The sequence below is a fragment of the Legionella sp. W05-934-2 genome (assembly GCF_964199965.1).
Taxonomy (GTDB): Bacteria; Pseudomonadota; Gammaproteobacteria; order Legionellales; family Legionellaceae; genus JAFIFT01.
This window is the reverse complement of record NZ_CAXMZT010000006.1, coordinates 82824-106897: the sequence shown is the minus strand read 5'-3', so window position 1 is coordinate 106897 and position 24074 is coordinate 82824. Positions and strand designations below refer to the sequence as shown.

The following is a 24074-nucleotide window of genomic DNA, read 5'->3' as shown; positions in this document are numbered from 1 at the left end:
TTCGCTTACGCTCGCAACGACGGCAACTTTTTCTTGTTTTAGAAATCTGAAGATACTTCAGGGCCTTGGCCCGGCAATTGCCTTATGTTAAATTGCGCACTAACTGGCTTGCGCCTATACGAAACCAGGATGGATCAATTTGACGGTTAAGGATGGTTTCAGCAAGGAAAATATACCGACAAGCTGCTAAGGCATCTCTTATCCCACCCGAAACTTTCACCCCACAGTCAATGCCTGAATCTTTGATTGCTTGGCAAATCACGCTAACTGCTTCAAAGGTGGCGCCAGTTTTGCTAAAGCCAGTCGACGTTTTAATGAAATCAGGTTGGAACTCAAGGATTGACTTACATAACTCGTAGAGAATTGTCGGCGAGGTGAACTCACCTGACTCAATAATGATTTTTATTGTCACTTGGGTTCTACGACTATGTTCAATGACTTTTTTGCATTGATGTAAAGCATACTCTTTTGCACCGTCAAGATAGGCCTGATAGGGAAATACATAGTCAATTTCATCGGGATTAGCGACATTGATTACCGAATCAAATTCGCCAAATACAGCGAAGTCGTTTTGATCACCGGCTGGGAAATTAACGACGGTCACTTTCTTGCTAGGGTGTTGTTTGAATAAATGTAAATGATGCGCATAAACACATATGCCGGCTAATTGAGGATAGCGGTAGGCTGATTGAACAAACTCATCGAGCGCATCTTGAGACCGCTTATCATTTAAAAATGTATAGTCTATTAGCGATAAAAGCGATTGACTATCCAGTGTTGGATGTTCGATGGTGTGTATCAAATTGGTCATATCCGACAAATTGATTGTTTGTGTTGATAGACTAGCCATGATGTATTTGACCAATGAATTGAGTTAATAGCCGGTTTAACATATTTGAGGCAGCGGCCGCCATCACAACGACTGCTTCGTGCGAATGAGAATCAGTGGACAACCCAGTTGCATAATTGGTAATGGTTGCTATCACCGCAACTTTCATTCCACAATGATTAGCAACCAGAACCTCGGGCACAGTTGACATCCCGACAGCATCAGCACCCATAATGCGAAATGCGCGAATTTCAGCGGCAGTTTCATAGTTGGGCCCTAGCACGGAAATATACACACCTTGATGTAAATTGATATGCGCTTGTTGGGCGATTTCTAATAATCTTGCGCGTAACTCGATATCATAGGCATTATCAAGCGGGTAAAAACGAGGGCCAAACCGTTCGTCATTTTCTCCAGCCAATGGATTGCTCGGCTGCATATTGATATGATCCGTTATTAGCATTAGCTCACCTGGACCAACATCTTCTCTTAAGGAGCCTGAAGCATTGGTAGCAATAAAATACTGGCAACCAATTAACTTTAATGTGCGAACATAGGTTAGAACGGGTGTAAAATCTTGATTTTCGTAACTATGTGAACGGCCTTCAAGACAGGCAACATCGGTACCACCCAGTCGTCCTAATACTAGGTATCCACCATGGCCACTGACGGTGACTTTTGGAAAACCAGGCAAATCACCGTAGGGGATGCGTACACTATCTTCTAATTGCTCGGTAAAACTACCAAGACCTGAGCCGCATACAATGCCTACTAAGGGGCGATATTGAGGGTAATCTTGTTTAATGATATGTGCAGCTTCATGGGCAAAATTATAAATAGTCATATTCTCACACTGTTAAGTCGGTAATAAATGAAATGCTTCGGGTAATAAATCGGTTAAATTATACTCTTTTAGAACAGATTTCTGATTACATAAGTATATTTTGGTGCTCGGTGTGGCAAACTCATACAGTCGTTGCCGACAACCGCCACATGGGCTACAGAGTCGATTTTCACTTGTCAAAAGAACAACACTGTCGATGCCTTTACAGCCATCCGTTACCATCTGACTAATGGCGGATGCTTCTGCACAATTTCCTAAAGGATAGACAATATTTTCCACGTTAACGCCAACATAATAACGCTGGTTTATTCCTTGTATGCAACAACTCACATGAAATTTAGAATAAGGAGCGTGGGCATTTTTGAGATGCGACACTGCTAATTGGATCATGTGGGGGATGTCGGCCATTTTCTTTTTATCATATGTAAAATTGGAACTATAGCATGAATTTGCATAACAGGGTATCTGCTAGGGCCGGAATGATAGCCTTTACATGAAAAAATATACCGCGATGTGGCCGTCTTAATCAACCTTGGCTCTTGCCCAAGCGCAAGGCCTTTATTGACGTATCAATCTTAAATATAAATTGACGGAATCCAACGGATGGGTGCTTCTGACAGGATTAATATCCAGACCACCTCGCCGGGTATAACGACCAATTACGGTTAATTTACTAGGTTTGCATTGCCGTAAAATATCCATAAACATCCGTTCAATGCATTGCTCATGAAATTCATTATGTTCACGGAATGAAATGATATAGCGTAACAAACCTTCATGGTCAATTTGAGGACCCTGATAGGAAATTTGCACACTTCCCCAGTCTGGTTGATTCGTGACTAAACAATTTGATTTCAACAAATTGGAATGGATGACTTCTGTTGTGTTCTTACTCGTTGTGTTTAACAAATTCGAATCAGGTTGATACTGATGACAGGAAATATCGAGGTCATCTAAGCATAATCCTTCGAATCTAGCGCAGGTTGAAAGGGGTGCCTCACCTAACGGGTAGAGATGAACTTGGATCTCGGTTTCAACAACTTGGCTTAAGTCCTTAACTATGGTTTGCTTGACTTGCCGCCAATCTGAAAACGGTGTTTGATTAAAACTATTAAAATAGAGCTTTAATGATTTCGACTCGATTAAGAAACGAGAGTGACAGGGGATCATCATGATTGCAATGGCAACTTGGGGTTTTCCTTTTTTGTTTAGCCAAGAAACTTCATAGTGCGTCCAAAGATCGTATCCAAATAAAGGGGTCGTGTTGACATCTAAATTTATTTCAACTCGTTTGGCGAACCGCTCAATCGGGAATAACAAGGTTGGATTGTACTGATTTTCATAATGGGTCTTTTGACCTAAAGAAGACTGTTCAGGATGCATCGCAATATTCTCATCTCTCGTTGTGTTAAAAATAGTCCTATTGTTATATATCTGGCTATGAATGGACAGTTGTTTCGCTTTTTATCCTATCGTCGTTTCGTTATAGACCCAAGATACTTTTACTAACAATCAATTTGAGTTTATCATAGAGATCGTCGCTAACATGTTACCACAAATATGAGTTTCATCGATGCAATTATTTTTGGCTCGCTTTCTAATCGCATGCTTTATCTTATTGCTAAAGCCATTTGGTTTTGCTTATGAAGCCCATGCAACTCGTGTGCGGCAATTAAAGCCAGTGATCCCAATTGATGAGCCTTTGAGCTTTTATGGCAACCCAATTACTTATAAAATGGATGGCAACGTTTATCAAGTTTTAAAAAGTAGCAAAGGATTTCATCAACTGGGTATTGCGTCTTGGTATGGGCCTGATTTTCATAAAAAACGTACGTCGAGTGGCGAAGTCTATGATATGTATGCCATCACAGCGGCTCACAAAACGCTGCCATTGCCTTGTTATGTTAAAGTGACAAACCTTACCAATGGTCGTTCTATTATTGTGCGCGTCAACGATCGTGGACCGTTCCATACTGATCGCATTATCGATTTATCCTATTCTGCTGCGTATCTATTAGGAATTATTCAAGCTGGAACAGCCAAAGTGTCAGTTGATGCGGTTTCGATGGCTAACTATGCCGATCCGGTCGGCGAATATTTTATCCATGTTGCCAGCATGAGTATTTACAACAATGCCAAAAAATTAAAAAAGCGGCTTGAAAAGGAATTTAGATGGCCCGTGATGATGGATCAGATTAGCGATTTATATGTCATTACCATTGGCCCCTTTGATAAGCTCGCAAAACTGGAGCAAGTGCGTTACCAACTTAGTCAAATTGGTTTTGAAGAAGCGCTTGCTGTGATTCGCTAACACAGAACCTGGTAAACCCCTTCTTTAGGAATTCTTTGCGGGGCTTCCAATGATAACCCTTGTTCCTTTATAACCATTTCCTGGAAGCGTGACAAATTCCTCATTTAACCAGCGAGCATCTTCAATAAACATTCTTACGCAGCCATGACTATCGGCATAACCTGGTACAACTGGGCTACCATGAAGTGCATAACCTCTGAAAAAATGCATGCAGTAAGGCATTGGAGCACCGCCATTATCGCCGTTGGCTCGTCTAGGAAATGCTGTTGAGATGCAATCAATGTCTTGTTTACGTATGACGCGGAAAGAGCCTGACGGTGTTTTGCAGCCATCTTGGTTACGGCAATTACCTTTTCCTGGCGATATCGGTCCCCACCATAGGAGTTCACCATCCTGATCATAAGCAGCCCAAGCAAGGTCTTGTTGACTGACATAGATGCTGCGTTCACCCGTTGATTCGATATACCTTGGAAAGGGCGAGACATCATATATGCTGATGCGATCTAGATACTTGGGAATAGCTATCACCATACCCGGTTTTAATTGGATGTTCATGCGGTTTATGCGTCGTACAATATCGCGTGATTCTGGGTTTGGAAATAAGCTGCCCCAGCTTTCACCAGAACGAACTTTGATACAAAAGAAATCCTGTTGGCGGCATAATAATTCGCCATACCGTTTATTAGCCTGGGCTTGCTGACTGAGGCTTATGAATAATGTTATGATAACAAATGACACAATGCGTTTCATATCAATCCCTTATTATCATTCTTATTTCACTATGTCCTTAATATTATTTTAGTAAAGAATTTTCAGTTCTTCATAAAAAGAATGGAATTTTTGGAAGATAGACGAAAATAAGGTTAAAATATGATCATTTTATAAAGTGGTTAGATGGTGTTGCAGATAGTTTGAAAGCAGTAAAATCGGGCAGATGCCCGATTATAGCTTTGAAAGTTGAGATTTGGGGTGGTTTGTAGGAGCAAGTTATTCAATATCTCGCTGAGTTTTGCCTGTGTATAATTGTCTTGGTCGGCCAATTTTACCTTTGCTGCTACTCATTTCTAACCAATGGGACATCCATCCAACAGTTCGAGCAAGGGCAAAGATAACGGTAAACATATTCGTTGGGATGCCAATAGCACTTAAGGTGATGCCAGAATAAAAGTCAACATTGGGGTAAAGCTTTTTCTCAACAAAATAATCATCTTCTAAGGCAATGCGCTCGAGTTCCATGGCTAATTTGAATAAGGGCTCATTGTGAGCACCCACTGCATCTAATACGCGGTGGCAGGTGTGGCGCATTACTTTTGCTCGTGGGTCATAGCTTTTGTAGACGCGGTGGCCAAAGCCCATGAGACGGAATGGATCATCCTTATCTTTAGCACGTTTTATATACTCAGGGATGTGTTTGACGTCGCCGATTTGTTGCAACATGTTTAAACAGGCTTCGTTAGCGCCACCATGGGCAGGTCCCCATAAAGCACCAATGCCAGCTGACGTGCACGCATAAGGGTTGGCGCCGGTTGATCCAGCGAGTCGGACGGTGGATGTGGAGGCGTTTTGCTCATGGTCTGCGTGCAGGGTGAAAATGACATCCATTGCTGCAACTAGGACAGGATCGGGATTACGATTCTCAGTTGGTACGCCAAACATCATATGAAGAAAATTCTCAGCATAAGACATGTCATTTTTGGGATACATAAAAGGCATGCCGATGGAGTATTTATAACTCATGGCTGCTAATGTTGGCATTTTTGCAATCAGTCGAATGGCAGAGCGATAGCGATCATCTTCGTTGTTTAAGTCAGTTGTGTCATGGTAGAAAGCAGATAGAGCACCCACAATGCCAACCATGATTGCCATCGGGTGAGCATCTCGACGAAAACCATTCAAAAATTGGTACATTTGTTGGTGGACCATGGTGTGATTATTGAGGAGAGAAGTGAAATCCTCTTTTTCTTCTTTCGTAGGTAATTCACCATTTAGCAATAAATACGATACGTCAATGAAGTCTTTTTTTTCTGCCAGTTGCTCAATCGGATAACCACGATAGAGAAGGATTCCATTGGAACCATCGATGTAAGTAATCTTTGATTCGCAGGCGGCTGTTGATACGAAACCAGGATCATAAGTAAAATAGCCTTCAGACACGAGCTTGCCCACATCAATGACATCATTACCAAGGGTAGGCGAAAAAATTGGTAAGTCAATTGGTTCATGCCCATCGATGTTTAATTGAGCCTTTTTCGTGGTCATAGAATCTCCTAGTGTTTATATTATCAAGGGTAATTAAGTCTATATTAGATAGACAGGGATTCACCCTTATCAAATTTAATGGCTATGTTATATAAATGCATAACAAAGGTCAATTTGAGATTTATATCCATGAGAATTCATGGGTAAATGTTGTATTGTTACGTCCAAAAATATATCCTTTAGATACAGTTTAGCAAACAATTTGAAACGCGATGGCAAATGCAGCGGATTTACCTCTTAATGAACGTGGGGCAGTGTATCATCTTGATCTGTTGTCTGAAGAAATTGCAGATACGATTATCACCGTGGGCGACCCGGCTCGGGTAAATCAAGTTAGCCGCCATTTTGATTCGATTGAACTAAAACGACAGCATCGAGAGTTTGTGACTCATACCGGTTATTTAAACAATCAACGTTTGACAGTGCTATCCACTGGCATTGGTATGCCTAACATCGATATTGTTATCAATGAATTAGATGCGCTGGCTTCAATGGATTTGCCATCTCGGACTTATCTCGATAACGGCCGGCAATTATCGTTGATTAGACTGGGAACAACTGGCTCAATCCATGAGAATTTTGCTATTGGTGATATTATAAACAGTGCCTATGCCATAGGACTGGATAATATGATGGATTTTTATCAATATTCGATGACAAATGATGAGAAACTTTTACATCAAAATTGCCAAAAAACGTTTACAGATTATACGAGCGCCTATTTCGTCGCTCAAGCAGAGTCATCGCTTCATCAGCAATTTAAGAATGATGCAAAACCAGGGATAACCATTACCTGCAACGGTTTTTATGCTGCTCAAGGAAGGGCTTTACGTCATCCGCTTGCCTTCCCGAATTTATATCGCGATCTGTCAACACTTAGTTTCCAGGATATCCCCGTCACCAATATCGAAATGGAAACAGCGGCTCTGTATGGTTTAAGTCGATTAATGGGGCATCGATGCGTATCTTTAAGTGTGGTTCTTGCCAATCGAATAAAAGGGGAATTTGCCGATGCAATTGAGCCTCTAGTAGAACGCATGATTAAACATGCACTGATAGAAATCACCGAAAACCTATGATATCCTAGCTTAGTTTAAATATATCAGTGCAAGGACAAGGCAAAACTATGGTGAATTCTGCCAAAGAAATCATTTCAGTCAATATTGAAGATGAATTAAAACAATCTTATCTCGATTACGCGATGAGCGTTATCGTCGGACGGGCATTACCTGATGTAAGGGATGGTTTAAAACCTGTCCATCGACGCGTGCTGTTTGCGATGAGTGAGTTGGGTAATGACTGGAATAAACCCTATAAAAAATCTGCCCGTGTGGTGGGGGATGTGATTGGTAAATATCACCCTCACGGTGATACAGCCGTTTACGACACCATTGTTAGAATGGCACAACCTTTTTCCATGCGCTGCATGCTTGTTGATGGGCAGGGAAACTTTGGTAGTATTGATGGTGATGCTGCCGCTGCCATGCGTTATACCGAAGTTCGAATGTCGAAAGTGGCACATGCCTTATTGGCTGACTTAGACAAAGAAACCGTTGATTTTGTACCCAACTATGACGAAACAGAATTTGCACCTTCGGTATTGCCTGCACGAATACCCAATCTTTTGGTCAATGGTTCTTCTGGTATTGCGGTGGGGATGGCAACCAATATTCCTCCCCATAATCTCGGAGAAGTGATTGATGCTTGTATCGCTTTAATTAATCAACCTGATATATCCATTAATGAACTGATGGAAATTGTTCCTGGCCCAGATTTTCCCACGGCAGGCATAATCAACGGGCGAGCGGGGATTATCCAAGCTTATCAGACAGGACGCGGACGGGCGATCATGCGTGCTCGCAGTGATGTTGAAACTGATCCTGACACCAATCGACAAGCGATTATTGTGACAGAGCTTCCTTATCAAGTTAACAAGGCAAGACTCATTGAAAAAATTGCCGAGCTGGTGCGAGATAAAAAAATTGAAGGCATTTCAGGTCTACGCGATGAATCTGATAAACAAGGCATGCGCATTGTTATCGAGCTCAAGCGGGGCGAGCTAGCCGAAGTTATCGTTAACAACCTCTATAAACACACCCAAATGCAAAATGTATTTGGGATTAATATGGTTGCCTTGGTAGATGGTCAACCACGCATCCTTAACCTCAAGCAAGTCATTGAGCACTTTATTAAACATCGCCGTGAAGTGGTGACGCGTAGAACGCTATTTGAACTTAAGAAAGCCCGCAACAGGGCGCATTTATTAGAGGGATTAGGTATTGCGTTAGCCAATATTGATGAGATGATCGAGCTCATCAAGCAATCACCAACCCCACAAGATGCAAAACAAGGTTTATTAGAACGCAAATGGCAACCTGGTTTGGTTAAGTCAATGTTGTCCAACACGGGCAGTGATGCGTCTCGGCCGGATGATTTACCAGCAACCATTGGGTTGCTTGAAGATGGATACCAATTATCCGAGGCACAAGCTCAGGCTATCTTAGAGTTAAGATTGCATCGATTAACAGGTTTAGAGCAAGAAAAAATTATCAACGAATACAAAGAGTTGCTTGACCTAATCAAAGACTTACTCGACATTCTCGCTTCGCCTGAGCGTTTAATGACAGTCATCAAAGATGAACTCATCGAAAGTAAAACCCAGTTTGCTGATGATAGACGTACCGAGATAATGGCGTCGCAAGAAGATTTAACCATTGAAGATTTGATCCAAGAAGAAAATGTTGTCGTGACTTTATCTCACCAAGGGTATGTGAAATATCAACCGTTGAAGGATTACAAGGCGCAAAAGCGGGGAGGCAAGGGCCGTTCCGCAACCAATATTAAAGAAGAAGACTATATCGAGAAATTAGTGGTTGCCAATACCCACGATACGCTCTTATGTTTCACCAATCATGGCAAGTTATATTGGCTCAAAGCCTATGAGTTGCCTCTGGCGTCGCGTGCTTCCAGAGGAAGGCCGATTGTGAATATTCTTCCGCTTGCTGAAGGTGAACGAATCAATGCAATGTTGCCTGTTAGGGAATACCATGAAGGCTCTTATGTCTTTATGGCTACTGAATCGGGTACCGTGAAAAAAGTAGCGCTGAGTGCCTTTAGTCGTCCAAGATCCTCGGGTATTATCGCCATTGATCTCTCTGAAAATGATCAACTCGTCGGTGTTGAACTGACGGATGGTAAGCAGGATGTCATGCTCTTTAGTAATGCAGGTAAAGTGATTCGATTCTCTGAAATGCACGTGAGAGGCATGGGAAGAACCGCACGTGGTGTGCGCGGCATTCGCTTACAACCGGGGCAAAAAGTCATATCGCTGGTTATCGCTGCGGAAGAAGGTGCCATTCTTACTGCAACGGAACGTGGCTATGGAAAACGAACCGACATTGCAGAATATCGAATTACTGGTCGCGGGGGGCAGGGTGTTATCTCCATTCAGGTCAATGATAGAAATGGTGATGTGGTTAAATCCCAGATGGTTTCCAATACGGATGAAGTGATGTTAATCACCGATCAGGGGACATTAGTGCGGTTCAAAGTATCTGAGCTATCCATTATTGGCCGTAATACTCAGGGAGTTCGGTTGATTAATGTCAGCGAAGATGAGGTTGTCGTCGGCTTACAGCGAATCGAAGAAATTGATGATGAAGACGATAGTGACATTGAATTCACTGAGGGTGACGAGCAAGATATATCAGACACATCCATCGATGAAGATGATGAGCCAAGCGATGAAAATGAATGAACGCGGCTATAATTTCAGTGCTGGCCCTGCAACTTTACCCGAATCCCTCTTAATTGAGACACGTGATGCATTACTTAATTGGCGGTCAACCGGCATGTCAATATTGGAGGTGCCTCACCGAAGTGATGTATTTATCGAATTATTGACTGAGGCCGAAGAAGGCATTCGTAGCCTGATGGCGATTCCTGATAATTATCATGTGTTGTTTATTGGTGGGCCCGCTCGGACCCAATTCTCGATGATTCCTATGAACTTTATCAGCGAGGGTGGCTATGGGGGCTATCTTGTTTCTGGGTTGTGGTCCCACAAAGCATGGCGTGAAAGCCAAAGACTGAAGCCAACGATTTGTGTTGGGTCTTCTGAACCTTCTGCTTTCGATCGTGCCCCATCCGTTGATAAAGATATGCTGGATAGTCATCTGCAATATCTCTTTTATACCCCGAATGAAACAGTCAATGGTGTCCAAATTCGATCCATACCTGAGGTTGGAAACGTTCCCATCATTGCCGATATGACATCCTTTATATTAAGTGAACCCATCGATGTCAAAAATTACGCAATGATATTTGCTGGTGCACAAAAATTGATAGCGAATGCCGGGCTAACCATCGTCATTATCCGTGATAGTTTCGCAGAGCAAATTCAACATCAAAATATCCCTTTCTTGTTAGATTATCGTTCACATATAGCCGAACGATCCCTTGCTGCAACACCGCCGACGTTTAATTGTTATTTGGCAACCCTCATGTTTGACTGGGTTAAAGAGCAAGGTGGCGTCTCTGCTATGCAGGAGAAAAATAGTGCGAAGTCTCAGCTTTTATATTCAATGATTGATAACTCCACGTTATATCATTGCTCAGTCCACCCTGAAGACCGATCGGTACTGAATGTTTGTTTTCGCTTAAATAAGCCCGATTTGGAAGAGAAATTTATCCAGGAAGCTGCAAAAAATGGCTTGTTATCACTTCGTGGTCATCGATTGGCAGGCGGCATTCGCGCCAGCTTGTATAACGCAATGCCAATTGAAGGTGTGCAAGCGCTGGTTAACTTTATGACGCATTTTGAAAAGGAACATACTTAATGGGCCGCAGTCAGTTTATTTGCCAAAAAGCCGGAGCATTAAAAGGATCCGCACTGATTCCCGGGGATAAGTCAATTTCTCATAGAGCGATTATGCTTGGGGCAATTGCTAAGGGTACGACCATCATCAATGGCTTCTTACAAGGAGAAGATTGTCTCGCTACCTTGAAAGCGTTTCAATCCATGGGCGTTAATATTGAGGGCCCCGTCAGTCAACGTGTCATAATCAATGGCGTTGGCAAAGATGGCTTAGTAGCGCCTAAAATGCCGATTGATTGTGGCAACTCGGGCACGACTATTCGATTATTAACAGGACTCCTTGCAGGTCAGTCTTTCGATTCAACATTAGTAGGTGATGCAAGCTTAACTAAACGTCCTATGGAGCGAGTGAGTAAACCGCTGACAGTCATGGGTGCAGAAATTATCACAAACAATGGTTGCCCACCGGTCACAATACGCGGCGGACAAAAACTGCATGGCATTCATTATAAGATGCCTGTGGCTAGCGCTCAGGTGAAGTCAGCTATACTCCTGGCAGGTTTATATGCTGAAGGTGAAACATCAGTTTCTGAACCGACGTTAACACGCGATCATACTGAGCGGATGTTAACAGCATTTTCCTACCCTATTCGAAAAACAGAGCATACCGTGACAATCAGTCCGGATCATGAATTGATAGGCACAGATATTATTGTACCAGGTGATATTTCATCGGCTGCTTTCTTTATGGTCGCGGCATCCATCATTCCAGGTTCCGATATCACACTTAAAAACATTGGTTTGAATCCAACTCGAACAGGGGTTATCGAGATATTACAGTCAATGGGTGCAAGTCTAGACATTATCAATAAACGGCTTTGCGGTGAAGAACCTGTGGCCGATTTGCGAGTACGATACGCCCCATTGGAAGGGGTTGATATTCCAGCGAGTTTGGTACCCTCAGCCATTGATGAATTCCCAGCAATCTTTGTTGCGGCTGCTGCTGCAAAAGGCCAAACGTTGCTGCATGGTGCTCGAGAACTCAGAGTCAAAGAAAGTGATCGCATCGCCGTGATGGTCGAAGGGTTACAACGCATGGGAATTGAATGTCAGGCGTTTGAAGATGGGGTTTATATTGAGGGTGGTAAGCTGCAAGGTGGGGAAATTAATAGTTACGGTGACCATCGTATTGCTATGGCCTTTGTTGTCGCAGCATCAATATGCAAACATGAAGTCACGATTGCTCATGCAGAATCAGTGAGAACATCGTTTCCTCAGTTTCAATCAATAGCTACTTCATTGGGAATGCATGTTACAGAGGAAAATCGCGATGGGTGAAGCAAAACAAGTACCTGTAATAACACTCGATGGACCAAGTGGTACTGGAAAAGGGACCATCAGTTTGCTTTTAGCTCAAAAGCTTGGGTGGCATTATCTCGATAGCGGCGCGATATATCGTGTTTTCGCATATGGCACATTACAGAATCATATTGATAGCACCGATCTTTCCCAATTGGTCTCGTTAGCAAAAAAACTACCTCTCCGATTTGTCATCAATGAGGCAGGTGAGCAACAGGTATTTTATGAACAAACCGATGTTACATCCGCTATTCGTACACCCACTTGTAGCCAAAAGGCCTCGGAACTTGCAGCAATTCCTGAAGTTCGTAGCGCTTTATTACAAAGGCAACGAGATTTTGCAACGCCACCGGGCCTCGTTACTGATGGTCGAGATATGGGCACCGTGGTATTTCCCGATGCTTTTTTAAAGATCTACATGGATGCATCTGCGGACGAAAGAGCAAAAAGGCGCTATTTACAGTTGCAAAGTAGTGAAAAAAATGCTAGCCTCGCGCAGGTAATTAAAGAAATAAAAGAAAGAGATAAGCGAGACAGAGAACGTTCCGTTGCGCCACTTAAGCCAGCGGAAAATTCTGTCATAATTGACACAACAAGTTTAACAATTGTACAAGTGCTCTCAATTGTATTACAATTAGTTGAGAAGCAATTAGATAATCGTTAAATTAGTCTACTAAACCATTTTGGTTAAGTAGCCTGATAGGGGGGCTGTTTCGTCGTGAAACGGTCATTTTTTTTATGAATGAGTTAATCAACATGTCTGAAAGTTTTAAAGAGTTATTTGAACAGAGTATTGCCAATACTCAGTTCTATCCTGGCGCAATCATCGATGCAAAAGTAATCAAAATTGATGATGACTTCGTTACCTTAAATGCTGGTCTTAAATCCGAAGGCATAGTCCCTGTTGAGGAATTTATCGACAACAAATCGGGTGAACTCGAAGTTAGCCTTGGGGACGTCGTAGAAGTCGCCCTTGATTCCGTTGAAGATGGTCATGGAGAAACATTACTTTCTCGTGAACGTGCTAAGCGGATGGAAGCCTGGCGTAATTTATCGAAGTCGTATGAGAGCAGTGAAACAGTTACTGGAATCATAACTGGCAAAGTGAAGGGTGGATTTACCGTTGAAATAGGTAATATCCGCGCATTTTTACCAGGCTCTTTAGTCGATGTCAGACCTGTTCGTGATCCCTCCTATCTTGAAGGTAAAGAATTAGAGTTCAAAGTAATTAAAATGGACGCGAAAAGAAATAACATCGTTGTTTCTCGTCGTGCTGTTGTTGAAGAAGAAAATAGTGCTGATAGACAAGCATTACTTGAGTCGCTTCATGATGGTCAAGAGCTGCATGGTATCGTTAAGAATTTAACCGACTATGGTGCCTTTATTGATTTAGGCGGCATAGATGGTCTATTACACATTACAGACATTTCATGGAAACGTGTTAAACATCCAAGTGAACTACTCACAGTCGGACAAGATGTCAGAGTTAAAGTATTAAGCTTTGATAAAGATCGTAACCGCGTTTCACTCGGTATGAAACAACTTGGCAATGACCCATGGGTTGATTTGGTTGAGCGTTACCCCATCACTAAGAAAATTGAAGGTAAAGTAACAAATATCACGGATTATGGTTGCTTTGTTGAAATTGAAGAAGGGGTGGAAGGTCTTGTTCATATGTCTGAAATGGACTGGACAAACAAAAACATTCACCCAAGTAAAGTAGTGTCATTAGGGGATATGGTTCAAGTCATGGTACTTGAAATCGATGAGGAACGTCGTCGAATTTCTCTAGGTATGAAACAATGCATTGGTAATCCTTGGCAAGATTTTTCTGAAAAACACAGCAAAGGTGAAAAAGTTTCAGGTAAAATCCGCTCTATTACCGACTTTGGAATTTTCATTGGTCTTATCGGTGAAATTGATGGTTTAGTTCACCTCTCTGATATATCTTGGAATGAGACTGGTGAAGAAGCGGTTAAACATTACAAAAAAGGTCAAGAAGTTGAAGCAGTTATTCTTGGTATTGATGCTGAAAGAGAGCGCATTTCTCTGGGTATTAAACAGTTAGAAGAAGATGCTTTCTCAACCTATGTTTCTAACCATGGTAAAGGGGCAGTAGTCACTGGTAAAGTTATCGCTGTGGATGAGAAATTAGCCACGGTTGAACTTGCAGATGAAATTACAGGAACAATTCGTGCTAGTGAAGTCAGTGAAGATAAAGTCGATGATGTGACTAAAGTCTTAAAAGAAGGCGATGAAGTGGAAGCGAAAATCGTCAATATCGACAAGAAAAATCGCAATATTTCTTTATCCATCAAAGCGAAAGATGCTCAAGAGCAAGCAGATGCTATCAAGAAATATACCCGTCAAAATAGCGAAGTTGCCTCAGCAACACTCGGCGATTTGCTCAAAGAGCAAATGGCTGACAAGGATGCTGATTAATCGCAATTAGTAAATAAGTGCCATTTTTTGGCACTTATTTATTGTAATAATGGTATTTGGCGTCTCAACATACCATTATTGTCGACTGCAAGTTTCTAACATGGAGTAAGACTGATGCGAATCCTGTCTATAATCTTCTACGTCATTATAATTGTGCTAGGTATAAGCTTTGCTGCATTAAATGCGCAATCAGTGCAATTAAATCTTTATATTAAACAAATCTCAATGCCGATTTCTATTCTGGTGATCGTAATGTTAGCCATTGGTTTTTTGGTCGGGTTTTTGTTTACGCTTTGCAGACAATGGCGGCAGAATCGTGAAATTCGGGATTTGAAATCCAAATTATCCATCGCTGAGAAAGAAGTAAAGAATCTTCGTTCAATTCCCATCAGCAATGATCATTAAAAAGGCTCGCAACGATTGAATATCAGGCATCTCTCAACAATTGAATATATTTCTAATCATCGCCTTGTAAGTTCGTGCAAATACGTCCCAGGTTCAGTTTGACGCATCAGCGACTCACCAATTAAGAAACAATGAATGCCTTCATGATTTAATTTTTCAATATCATCTCTTGTGTGGATACCGCTTTCACTAATGATGATTCGATCCTCGGGTATTAATTTTCTTAGTCGAATACTGGTATGGATGTCGGTGTTAAACGTATTTAAATTACGATTATTAATACCCATGAGTGGGGTGGGTAATGTTAAAGCGCGTTTTAATTCGGATTCATCATGGCTTTCTACTAACACAGCCATGGACAAAGACTGGGCAAGCTCACACAATTCGAGGAGTTGTTTATCCGATAACATGGCAACAATTAATAAAATGCAATCAGCGCCTAAATACTTGCTTTCATAAACTTGATAAGGATCAATGATAAAATCTTTACGCAAAACGGGTAGGCTGCTATTAGCTTTCGCAATGTTTATATTGGTGGGATGCCCATAAAAAAACGTTTCATCCGTTAGCACGGATAGGCAAGCAGCACCATGATTTTGATAATCCTTGGCAATTGCAGCGACATCAAAATCAGCACGAATAATGCCTTTACTCGGCGATCCTTTCTTTATTTCTGCGATGATAGCGGGTCTGTGTTGTCTCAGTGGTGAGATGAAATCACGGGTTTTGCCATAGGATTGCTCTTTCAATTGGTCAATGGATAGCACGGATTTGGCATGTTTTATCTCTTCAACTTTTTTTTCAGCAATGGTAGTGAGCATATTATTGGTAATCATGGTGTATTTCCTGATAACTGGATTAACGTTTCAAAACAGTGCTTTGCTTTACCTGATGCAATTGCATCCTCTGCTCGTTGTAACGCTTCATCGTATGTTGTGGAATCGTCAGCCACATAAATAGCTAATGCAGCATTTAAGATAACAATGTCTTTTGCTGCGCAACGTTGATTATTTAACACGGACAAGCCTAAATCAACACTTTCCCGGACAGAGCTGACTTGAATCGATTTCAAGGAGGCATGATTTAGACCATAATGCGTTGGATCCAGTACCCATGTTTTTCGTTTCTGTTGATGATATTCAAGAATGGTCGTTGGTGAAGCAATGCTGATTTCATCCATGCCATCGTCAGCGGTAACGATACAGTGACGCTGGCTGCCAAGATGAATTAAGACATCGCTTAAGGGGTTGTGCCATTTGCTATCAAATACCCCAACGACCTGCCTTTCAACGTGGGCAGGGTTTAATAATGGCCCCAACAAATTAAAAAACGTGCGCACGCCTAGGGAGCGTCGAGCCGTAGCGGCATGTTTTAATGCAGGATGGAAATTGGGTGCAAATAAAAAACATAGATTTGTGGTTCGATGCATTGTTTGCAGCAGTTGATGGTTTGCATTCAAATCGATACCCACTTCATTTAAGAAATTGGCGCTGCCACTGTTACTAGAGACGGATAAATTTCCATGTTTGGCAACCGGTACACCCGCTGCAGCAATAACAAAACATGCAACGGTGGATACATTAAATGTATTGTGGCCATCACCCCCGGTTCCCACGATATCAACCGAAGGCGCATTTAACTTTAGGAAAACACTGTATTGGCGCATAATATCCGCAGCTATCTTTAATTCTGTGACGGCATGCCCTTTGCTACGCATGAGTGCTAAAAAGGCTGCTATTTGGCAATCATCGAGTTGACCTTGCATCATCGAAACCATCACGTCTTTCATGTCGGCTTCGGATAAATCTTGGTGATTGATCAACGTTTCAAACAGTGATTTCATTGATATCATGTATAAATTGCTCCAATAATTCAAAACCATATTCCGTTAATATGGCTTCTGGATGAAATTGTAGCCCAAATAAAGGTAATGTGCGATGCGTGATAGCCATGATGCAATTATCCTCAATGCTTCTAGCTTGTATCTTAAAACAATCCGGAAGATGGTTTTCATCGGCCGCAAGGGAGTGATAGCGTGCAACCCTAAACTGCTTGGGTAGGTGACGGAATATTCCCGTACCATCATGCTCAATTGTGCTTGTTTTACCATGATAGATGGCATTAGCGGGTTTAATCCTACCGCCAAATGCTTGGACAAGGCATTGCAAACCCAAACAAACGCCAATAATGGGTTTTCTTTGATAAAAATGATGAATACAAGCTAATGATATCCCCGCTTCATCCGGCGTATTGGGTCCGGGTGATAAGAGAATGGCTTTGGGGTTTAGGGATTCAATGTCAGTTAATGTGACTTCATCATGTTGAAAGGTGACGATGGATTGATCGAGTATTTCAAGATAATGGATTAAGTTGTAGGTAAACGAGTCATAATTATCAATGACAACAATCATTAAAGTGAGAACTCCTCGCCGAGATACACGGAACGGACTTGTTCATTCGACAAAATAGCGTTTGTATCCCCTTCGCAAAGAATTGTACCTTGATTGACGATATACCCCCGACTGCAAATATCAAGCGTTTCACGTACATTATGGTCAGTGATGAGTACGCCAATATTTTTTTTGCACAAATGGGTAATCATTTTTTTGATGTCGATGACAGAGATGGGGTCAACGCCCGCAAAGGGTTCATCGAGTAATATAAAACGAGGCTCAATGGCTAAGGCTCGGGCAATCTCAACGCGTCGCCTTTCACCACCGGATAAGCTCATTCCTAAGTTGTCGCGCAAATGGCTAATGTTAAATTCCTGCATTAGTGAATTCATCGCTTCAATTTGTTGTTTTGAATTCAAGTCTTTGCGCAGTTGCAAAATAGAAAGAATATTCTCAGAAACCGTCATTTTTCGGAATATCGATGCTTCCTGGGGTAAATAGCCAATACCAAGCTTTGCGCGCTGATGCATTGCATACGTGGTGATATCGGTTTCATCCAATAAGATTTTTCCAGAGTCAGCAGAAATTAGTCCAACAATCATATAAAAACAGGTCGTTTTGCCTGCGCCATTCGGGCCAAGCAACCCGACACATTCACCCTGGCTTACGTTGACACTAATATCATTAACAACCGTTTTGCTTTTGAATGATTTTTTTAAATGATGGGCTCGTAATGTACTCATTTGATTTTATCCGAGTTTATGACAATCAATGTGCGGCGTTCGCCATTGGAATTAGAAACAACATGTTGGTTTAAGGTATCATAGCGAATGATATGCGCTTCAAATCGGTCGTGTCCCTGTGTTACCACGGCATGTCCTTCCAATTCGATTAGGTGTTTGAGCGGAAAATAGCGAATGATATCTGCTTTCGCATGCAAACGTGGTTTTTTGGTATCGGTGTTAGTTGAAAAATGCGCGCGAGTTTCGTTCGTGCCATACGCAATCGCTTCCTTCAATTTATTATGTTCATCAACTATCGTTATCGCCCGATTTGCTGTTATATGGCTGGTTCCCTGGCGAAAATCCACATGACCATTGTATTCACCCTTGTGGGTAGATTGGTTGAGATCGGCTGAGTCGGCTGATAATTGGATGGGTTTATACTTGTCATCTGGTAATGCGTAGCTGACTACGCCTAAGCCAAGCAATAAGAGAAGCATGGTGATAGGAACAGGAATAATGAACTTACGCGTTTGCATGTGTAAATGCTCCTTTGGCTTGGCTTAACAGGCGGACATGTTTCTTATCCAGTTCTGCTTGCATGCCAACTGCTTTAATGGTGGCACCTGGTTGATTGAATTCAATGGGTTTATCGGTGTAGGCCAGTTTTTTGTTGGGTTGGTAATATAAACGCTCTGTTAGAATATCATTGAATTTATTATTATCAATTTTTTGATGCAAATGGACCGAATCAACTAATTCGATGAGTGCACCACCTTGGAGGGATATGGCGATCTCGGCTGTGATTAACCACGGCGATTTTTGCGTTTCACTGGCGACTCGAATATTGGGCTTAATAAAGAGATAACGATCGTCGGCTGGCTTATGAGACATCATTTTGCTTACCAAATCATGTTTGATTCGACCTTTCTCATCAAACTGAGTTAAATGCACCTTATCAGCAACAACATCTGGCATATTATTTAAGGTTTGTTTATCTAATCGGTAAGCATTATCCGTGCTAACATAATACCAGCCTGAAAACGCAGCGATAACAAGCGTTATAATGAGCCAGGATGCACGTGTGATTGGATTTTTGGTCATTGATAATAGCTTTCTAATGCTTGGTTCAAGCAATCCTTCGCCGTTAAAAATGCGTCACAAACTTCTCTGACCGCGCCATTACCACCCGATGTTTGAGTAACCCAGTCTGCCTGCTGTTTGACTGGTTCAATGGCATTGGCCACAGCGATGCCGAGTCCGCACCATTTAATAAGGGGCAGGTCAGGGTAGTCATCACCGATATAAGCGATTTGTTCGTCAACTAGGTTTAATTTTTCCTTCAACGATTGATAAGCCTCTCGTTTGTCCACTTGGCCTTTGAAATAATGGATGACGCCGAGTTGCGCCATGCGTTTATCAATAACTTCTGTGTTGGAGGTGGTTATAACGGCAACTTCGACCCCTGCAGCCATCAGTAATTTAAGACCCATACCATCTTGCACATGGAAGGATTTCATGTCATTGCCGTTGCTATCAATATAAAGTCGCCCATCGGTTAACACACCATCCACATCACAAATGAGGCAGCGGATTTGTCGAATTTTTTGAATAATTGTTTGATTCATTATGTCTCCTAAATAACGCCTGCCTTAAGCAAATCATGCAAATGAACCACTGCCATAGGCTTTTTTTGTTCGTTGATAATAATTAGTGCTGTGACGCTATGTGCTTGCATTTTGTTAAGCGCGTCAATTGCCAGTGTGCCCTGTGAGATAACCAAAGGATTTAAGCTCATGACCTCAGCAATGGCTGTTTTGTGAATGTCAACGTGACGGTTCAAGCATCGGCGTACGTCACCATCGGTGAATATGCCGGATAAAATGCCATGCTGATTGACAACACAGGTCATACCGAGTTTTTTTTCACTCACTTCAATTAACGCATCCGCAATCAAGGTTTTCTCATTGACGCATGGCATTAGCTCCCCCGCATGGCAAATATCATCCACTTTAAGGAGTAAACGCTTACCAAGCTGGCCGCCGGGATGCGACAGTGCGAAATCATCGGCGGTAAAGCCTCTTGCATCAAGTAATGCAATGGCAAGTGCATCACCCATCACCAGACTTGCTGTGGTGCTGGTGGTTGGTGCTAACCCTAAAGGGCAAGCTTCTTGCTTAACTGAGACATCTAAATGGATTTTTGCCGCCTTTGCTAAGGTTGAATCAGGATTTCCCGTTAAGGCAATAAGTGGGACTTGTAGCCGCTGTAAAATAGGGAGGAGGATGACAATTTCGGGTGTATTTCCAGAATAGGAGATTGCCAATACAATATCTTTTCTGGTAATCATGCCTAAATCACCGTGACTTGCTTCGCCAGGGTGAACAAAAAATGCAGGGGTTCCTGTACTGGATAATGTGGCGGCAATTTTTCCACCAATATGGCCAGACTTCCCCATACCCATGACGATAATGCGTCCTTCACAGGCAATCATCGTTGAGCAGGCTTCAGAGAATTTAGCATCGATCCTATTTTGTAATTCAAAAATAGCACTTGCTTCATTTTCAACCACTGCAAGCCCTAATTGACAATAGTCCATTGCCATGTAGTCTCCTCTGTATTCACGTTTATATTAATCTAAGCTGTCTGACAGAAACCCCTCATCCGCTCTTTGGGCATCTTCTCCCCATGCCTGGGGAGAAAGAAAAATGAAGGACGTAATTAATAGGCGTTATTTTACCGTTTGGTTAAAAAGATTACCAGCTAAACTTGTTGGTAATTCCCTGAGCTAGGGTTCTTTTTCACATCCCCTTGAGAATCGTAGGTTGCTTGATTTTCATCGGATGTTGCATTTGAAGTTAGATCGTCAAATATAGCTTTACGCGTTGTTAGATTGGTAGCGATCACTTGGCCATTAATGCTATTGCGCTCTCGACAGATTTGTAACTGATGTGCCAGTTTTTCATTTAATTGGCGAATACTATCGGCCTGGCCAGAAGGCAGAGACTGCAAAAAAGTATCAAGGGCCGCTTTATGTTGTTGTGGGTTGTTTGGGTTTAGTTGCATGAGTATAACACGTTGACGACTGCTTTTTTCCAAATTTTCACTGAGTGTTTTCTTAGCCTCGGCGACGGTGTTTAATTGATCAAACTGATTTTGCTCCAATATTTCTTTTTCTTTTAGAAGTAAATCATTTAACGCACTAACCCATTCAATTTCTTGCTGAAGATAAACAATGATAGACTGACAAATATCCTGCGTCATAATACTTCCTAATTATTATTCATTTATCATTCGATTAACAATGGATTTGCTATCAACAACATATTCTCCATTATCAACCAATGTTTTCAGATACTGAATCCGAGTATGGTGTATTTCGGAAGTATTATCAATTATTTCCCGTAATTTTTCAATTTCTCGAAAAGCTTCACTTAAATGAATTTCTTCTTTAGGTTGATCAGTTGCAGGCACCTCAACTTGCGTCTTATCTTTGGTAGAACTATTTTTTTCCGTTTGCACAGACCGGTTAAAATCCGCTGGCTTATTGATTGGGTTTATCATTATTATCTCCCGTTGGCCATACTCATATTATTACTTTCGGCATTTATCCAAAAATCTTTAGTAAATTTCTAATAAAAATTACAAATATCCAATTTTAGAGCATTTGGCTTGTCGTCAAAAATCCTTTAAGTACGAAAACTTAGATGGATTAATAAGTGATAATGCAAAAAACATTCCAATTTAAATCGTCACACGAACCTCACGCGGACCTGTCACTTCCGCTTGAACAATGCGTTTCGATTTTAAATTTTGAACACGAATAATGTCCCCTTGACTACCTTTGCTAAGCGCTTTACCGGTCATTGATATGTGGATGGAACCTGTGTCGGCTTTAATCGTGACTTGGTCACCCCGTTGAACCAATGTTTCTTTTGCCAATAGAACGGGGGTAATGGGGCGGTTTATATCAATATTCTGTTTGCTTAGCTTTCCGACAACATCTTCTTTTTTGGTGAACCAGCCATATTTCAATGGCACGATATCTTGACGCGCCAAATAAATATCATCTGCTTCGATCATGTGTCTTTGAGGTAGGTTACGCTTGGCGACTAGAATCATTTTTTCAATTTTTGTAGTCACTGAGACATATAATGTCCAGCGGACTGCTTCATCATTACATTTCACACCTAATGTATTGGTCTGGGCAACCGTACCAGGGTAGGGGTTGAAAACTTGAAGGTGGCCTTGTGGGCAATTTTTTAATTTTAATCGGTCATCGATTTGCCCCACTTCAACCGCCAAATGATCCCCGGAATCTATGGTGATATTGTTGTGCATATACAAGTCAACCTGATGTCGAATTTCACTTAATGATTGCTTTCGACTGGTAGCTTGGCAATTTAGGGCTATACTAAAAATTAAGAGACTAAGAATAAATCGTTTCATAGTTGATATTCAATTTGGTTGATAACAATGATAAATTACGCGTCTAAAAAAAGACCAACGTTGAGTTTTAATATGATTACTAAGTTATACCGAATTCTAATGGCGGGGTCAATTGCAACGACTGCTTTGGCAAATTCGCATCATCCACAAGAGTTTTTAAAAGGCATTCGTGGAAAGAAAGACGAGGGTGCTCAAATTGTTGCTCAGTTTTGCGCGAATTGTCATGCGCAAAAACCCCTGATTCCCATTGGCGCTCCTCGAGAAATGGTGGACACAGAATGGCAGTCTCGGGTGGCAAACGGTTTAAAGAGCTTGTTTAAGAATACGAATGAAGGAATCAATGCTATGCCGCCGAGAGGGGGTTGCTTTGAATGCGAAGATGAACAGTTAATATTGGCGATAAAGGCCATGTTATCGCCAAAAATGTTGAAAGAATTAGAGTCTCATTCATCCATGAATGATTAGAATGTGATAGATGAATCGAGATTAAACGACTTAAACAATACGAAGGTATTGAAGAATAAATACCTTAGGTAATGGAGTACGTATTGACAGAATAAAAAATAAGGGAGGGATAACCCATGAAGAAAGTAGTGTTGATCGGCGCAATCGCTGCTTTGGCTGCTGGTTGTGCATCTGTGGGGGGGCTCACCGGGGATGTAGGTGCTTCGTCGTTTCCCCAGAAGCGTGAGGCTACTGGTCGGAAAGTGTTTGTTTTTGATCCGAAGAAAACTGCATGGGCAGCCTATGATGCAGACGGTAACCGAATCCGTACTGGTGCAGCGTCAGGGGGTTCAGACTGGTGCGATGATATCGGCAGGCCCTGTCGAACGGTGGTTGGAAAATTCCGTGTCTACCGTAAACAAGGCGAGGAATGTAAATCCAGTATTTACCCAATCGAAACCGGCGGTGGTGCAAAAATGCCTTATTGCATGCATTTTCACGGTGGGTATTCGATACATGCGGCCTATGAAGTGCCGAACTATAATTCCAGTCATGGTTGTATCCGCGTGAAGCCGCCCATTGCCAAATGGCTGAACGAAAACTTCATAGATATTGGAACAACCGTTGAAGTGAAACCATACCATTAGATGCTTAATGGATTGGATCCCGGCTGCTTGCAGCCGGGAATATACCCATTAGAATGTAGCCTGGTTGCGAGCAACCGCGAATATACTGGACTTATATCAAACATTTGAAGGTATCTGGCAAAACTGTCATAATCATTTCTGCTCAATAAAACAG

The 24074-nt window shown here is 41.9% G+C and carries 27 protein-coding genes; 10 read left to right on the top strand and 17 right to left on the bottom strand.

Annotated features, from left to right (window positions below; all coding sequences use genetic code 11):
- Positions 1-82: 82 nt before the first annotated feature.
- The 4 genes from AB3348_RS08460 to queF all read right to left on the bottom strand — a co-directional run bounded on the left by AB3348_RS08460 (position 83) and on the right by queF (position 3056).
- Positions 83-850 (bottom strand): deoxyribose-phosphate aldolase, encoded by a 768-nt coding sequence (locus AB3348_RS08460; RefSeq protein WP_367607158.1) that lies wholly within the window; start codon positions 848-850, stop codon positions 83-85.
- A complete protein-coding gene (locus AB3348_RS08455; protein ID WP_367607157.1) occupies positions 843-1673 on the bottom strand; it encodes a purine-nucleoside phosphorylase in 831 nt (276 codons plus the stop codon). Before AB3348_RS08455 ends, AB3348_RS08460 begins: the two co-directional genes overlap by 8 nt.
- Before the next feature lie 12 nt (positions 1674-1685).
- Positions 1686-2138 (bottom strand): cytidine deaminase, encoded by a 453-nt coding sequence (cdd, locus tag AB3348_RS08450; protein ID WP_367607283.1) that lies wholly within the window; start codon positions 2136-2138, stop codon positions 1686-1688.
- Between the two features lie 93 nt (positions 2139-2231).
- Positions 2232-3056: an NADPH-dependent 7-cyano-7-deazaguanine reductase QueF gene (queF, locus tag AB3348_RS08445; RefSeq protein ID WP_367607156.1), complete on the bottom strand. Its 825-nt coding sequence runs from the start codon at positions 3054-3056 to the stop codon at positions 2232-2234.
- Positions 3057-3246: 190 nt separating this feature from the next.
- On the opposite strand from queF, the gene AB3348_RS08440 reads away from it, so the two are divergent.
- On the top strand, positions 3247-3984 hold the full coding sequence (locus AB3348_RS08440) for a septal ring lytic transglycosylase RlpA family protein (RefSeq protein WP_367607155.1): 738 nt from the start codon (positions 3247-3249) through the stop codon (positions 3982-3984).
- A gap of 24 nt (positions 3985-4008) precedes the next feature.
- Here the strand turns inward: AB3348_RS08440 and AB3348_RS08435 are convergent, their stop codons facing one another.
- Positions 4009-4734 carry a L,D-transpeptidase gene (locus AB3348_RS08435; protein WP_367607154.1) on the bottom strand — a complete coding sequence of 242 codons (726 nt, stop codon included), beginning with the start codon at positions 4732-4734 and terminating at the stop codon, positions 4009-4011.
- Positions 4735-4971: 237 nt separating this feature from the next.
- Positions 4972-6243 (bottom strand): citrate synthase, encoded by a 1272-nt coding sequence (gltA, locus tag AB3348_RS08430; protein WP_367607153.1) that lies wholly within the window; start codon positions 6241-6243, stop codon positions 4972-4974.
- Positions 6244-6455: 212 nt separating this feature from the next.
- Between gltA and AB3348_RS08425 the strand changes: the two genes are divergently transcribed.
- From AB3348_RS08425 to AB3348_RS08395, 7 genes are all read left to right on the top strand, one after another.
- Positions 6456-7322 (top strand): nucleoside phosphorylase, encoded by an 867-nt coding sequence (locus tag AB3348_RS08425; protein WP_367607152.1) that lies wholly within the window; start codon positions 6456-6458, stop codon positions 7320-7322.
- Positions 7323-7369: 47 nt separating this feature from the next.
- Complete coding sequence (gene gyrA, locus AB3348_RS08420) at positions 7370-10000, top strand: DNA gyrase subunit A (protein ID WP_367607151.1); 2631 nt, start codon at positions 7370-7372, stop codon at positions 9998-10000.
- Positions 9993-11081, top strand: coding sequence for a 3-phosphoserine/phosphohydroxythreonine transaminase (gene serC / locus AB3348_RS08415; RefSeq protein WP_367607282.1), 1089 nt, complete (start codon positions 9993-9995; stop codon positions 11079-11081). The genes gyrA and serC overlap by 8 nt, the downstream gene beginning before the upstream one ends.
- Positions 11081-12397, top strand: a complete 1317-nt coding sequence (gene aroA / locus AB3348_RS08410; RefSeq protein ID WP_367607150.1) for a 3-phosphoshikimate 1-carboxyvinyltransferase — start codon at positions 11081-11083, stop codon at positions 12395-12397. The genes serC and aroA overlap by 1 nt, the downstream gene beginning before the upstream one ends.
- On the top strand, positions 12390-13082 hold the full coding sequence (gene cmk, locus AB3348_RS08405) for a (d)CMP kinase (RefSeq protein ID WP_367607149.1): 693 nt from the start codon (positions 12390-12392) through the stop codon (positions 13080-13082). Before aroA ends, cmk begins: the two co-directional genes overlap by 8 nt.
- Positions 13083-13174: 92 nt before the next feature.
- Positions 13175-14860 carry a 30S ribosomal protein S1 gene (gene rpsA, locus AB3348_RS08400; RefSeq protein ID WP_367607148.1) on the top strand — a complete coding sequence of 562 codons (1686 nt, stop codon included), beginning with the start codon at positions 13175-13177 and terminating at the stop codon, positions 14858-14860.
- A gap of 114 nt (positions 14861-14974) precedes the next feature.
- Positions 14975-15265 (top strand): lipopolysaccharide assembly LapA domain-containing protein, encoded by a 291-nt coding sequence (locus AB3348_RS08395; RefSeq protein ID WP_367607147.1) that lies wholly within the window; start codon positions 14975-14977, stop codon positions 15263-15265.
- A gap of 56 nt (positions 15266-15321) precedes the next feature.
- Here the strand turns inward: AB3348_RS08395 and trpC are convergent, their stop codons facing one another.
- From trpC to flgA, 11 genes are all read right to left on the bottom strand, one after another.
- Complete coding sequence (trpC, locus tag AB3348_RS08390) at positions 15322-16101, bottom strand: indole-3-glycerol phosphate synthase TrpC (RefSeq protein WP_367607146.1); 780 nt, start codon at positions 16099-16101, stop codon at positions 15322-15324.
- On the bottom strand, positions 16098-17114 hold the full coding sequence (trpD, locus tag AB3348_RS08385; RefSeq protein WP_367607281.1) for an anthranilate phosphoribosyltransferase: 1017 nt from the start codon (positions 17112-17114) through the stop codon (positions 16098-16100). Before trpD ends, trpC begins: the two co-directional genes overlap by 4 nt.
- On the bottom strand, positions 17092-17676 hold the full coding sequence (locus tag AB3348_RS08380) for an aminodeoxychorismate/anthranilate synthase component II (RefSeq protein ID WP_367607145.1): 585 nt from the start codon (positions 17674-17676) through the stop codon (positions 17092-17094). The genes trpD and AB3348_RS08380 overlap by 23 nt, the downstream gene beginning before the upstream one ends.
- Positions 17676-18401, bottom strand: coding sequence for an LPS export ABC transporter ATP-binding protein (lptB, locus tag AB3348_RS08375; RefSeq protein ID WP_367607144.1), 726 nt, complete (start codon positions 18399-18401; stop codon positions 17676-17678). Before lptB ends, AB3348_RS08380 begins: the two co-directional genes overlap by 1 nt.
- Positions 18398-18919 (bottom strand): lipopolysaccharide transport periplasmic protein LptA, encoded by a 522-nt coding sequence (lptA, locus tag AB3348_RS08370; protein ID WP_367607143.1) that lies wholly within the window; start codon positions 18917-18919, stop codon positions 18398-18400. Before lptA ends, lptB begins: the two co-directional genes overlap by 4 nt.
- Complete coding sequence (gene lptC / locus AB3348_RS08365) at positions 18906-19484, bottom strand: LPS export ABC transporter periplasmic protein LptC (RefSeq protein ID WP_367607142.1); 579 nt, start codon at positions 19482-19484, stop codon at positions 18906-18908. Before lptC ends, lptA begins: the two co-directional genes overlap by 14 nt.
- Positions 19481-20008, bottom strand: a complete 528-nt coding sequence (locus AB3348_RS08360; protein ID WP_367607141.1) for a KdsC family phosphatase — start codon at positions 20006-20008, stop codon at positions 19481-19483. Before AB3348_RS08360 ends, lptC begins: the two co-directional genes overlap by 4 nt.
- A gap of 8 nt (positions 20009-20016) precedes the next feature.
- A complete protein-coding gene (locus AB3348_RS08355) occupies positions 20017-20979 on the bottom strand; it encodes a KpsF/GutQ family sugar-phosphate isomerase (protein ID WP_367607280.1) in 963 nt (320 codons plus the stop codon).
- A 164-nt stretch (positions 20980-21143) separates the two neighbouring features.
- Positions 21144-21644, bottom strand: coding sequence for a flagellar export chaperone FlgN (gene flgN / locus AB3348_RS08350; protein WP_367607140.1), 501 nt, complete (start codon positions 21642-21644; stop codon positions 21144-21146).
- 15 nt (positions 21645-21659) lie between these two features.
- Positions 21660-21944 carry a flagellar biosynthesis anti-sigma factor FlgM gene (flgM, locus tag AB3348_RS08345; RefSeq protein ID WP_367607139.1) on the bottom strand — a complete coding sequence of 95 codons (285 nt, stop codon included), beginning with the start codon at positions 21942-21944 and terminating at the stop codon, positions 21660-21662.
- Positions 21945-22124: 180 nt separating this feature from the next.
- Complete coding sequence (gene flgA, locus AB3348_RS08340; protein ID WP_367607138.1) at positions 22125-22829, bottom strand: flagellar basal body P-ring formation chaperone FlgA; 705 nt, start codon at positions 22827-22829, stop codon at positions 22125-22127.
- A gap of 72 nt (positions 22830-22901) precedes the next feature.
- On the opposite strand from flgA, the gene AB3348_RS08335 reads away from it, so the two are divergent.
- Entirely contained in the window at positions 22902-23294 is a 393-nt protein-coding gene (locus AB3348_RS08335) for a cytochrome c5 family protein (protein WP_367607137.1), read from the top strand.
- Positions 23295-23410: 116 nt separating this feature from the next.
- Entirely contained in the window at positions 23411-23920 is a 510-nt protein-coding gene (locus AB3348_RS08330) for a L,D-transpeptidase (RefSeq protein WP_367607136.1), read from the top strand.
- Positions 23921-24074: the final 154 nt, after the last annotated feature.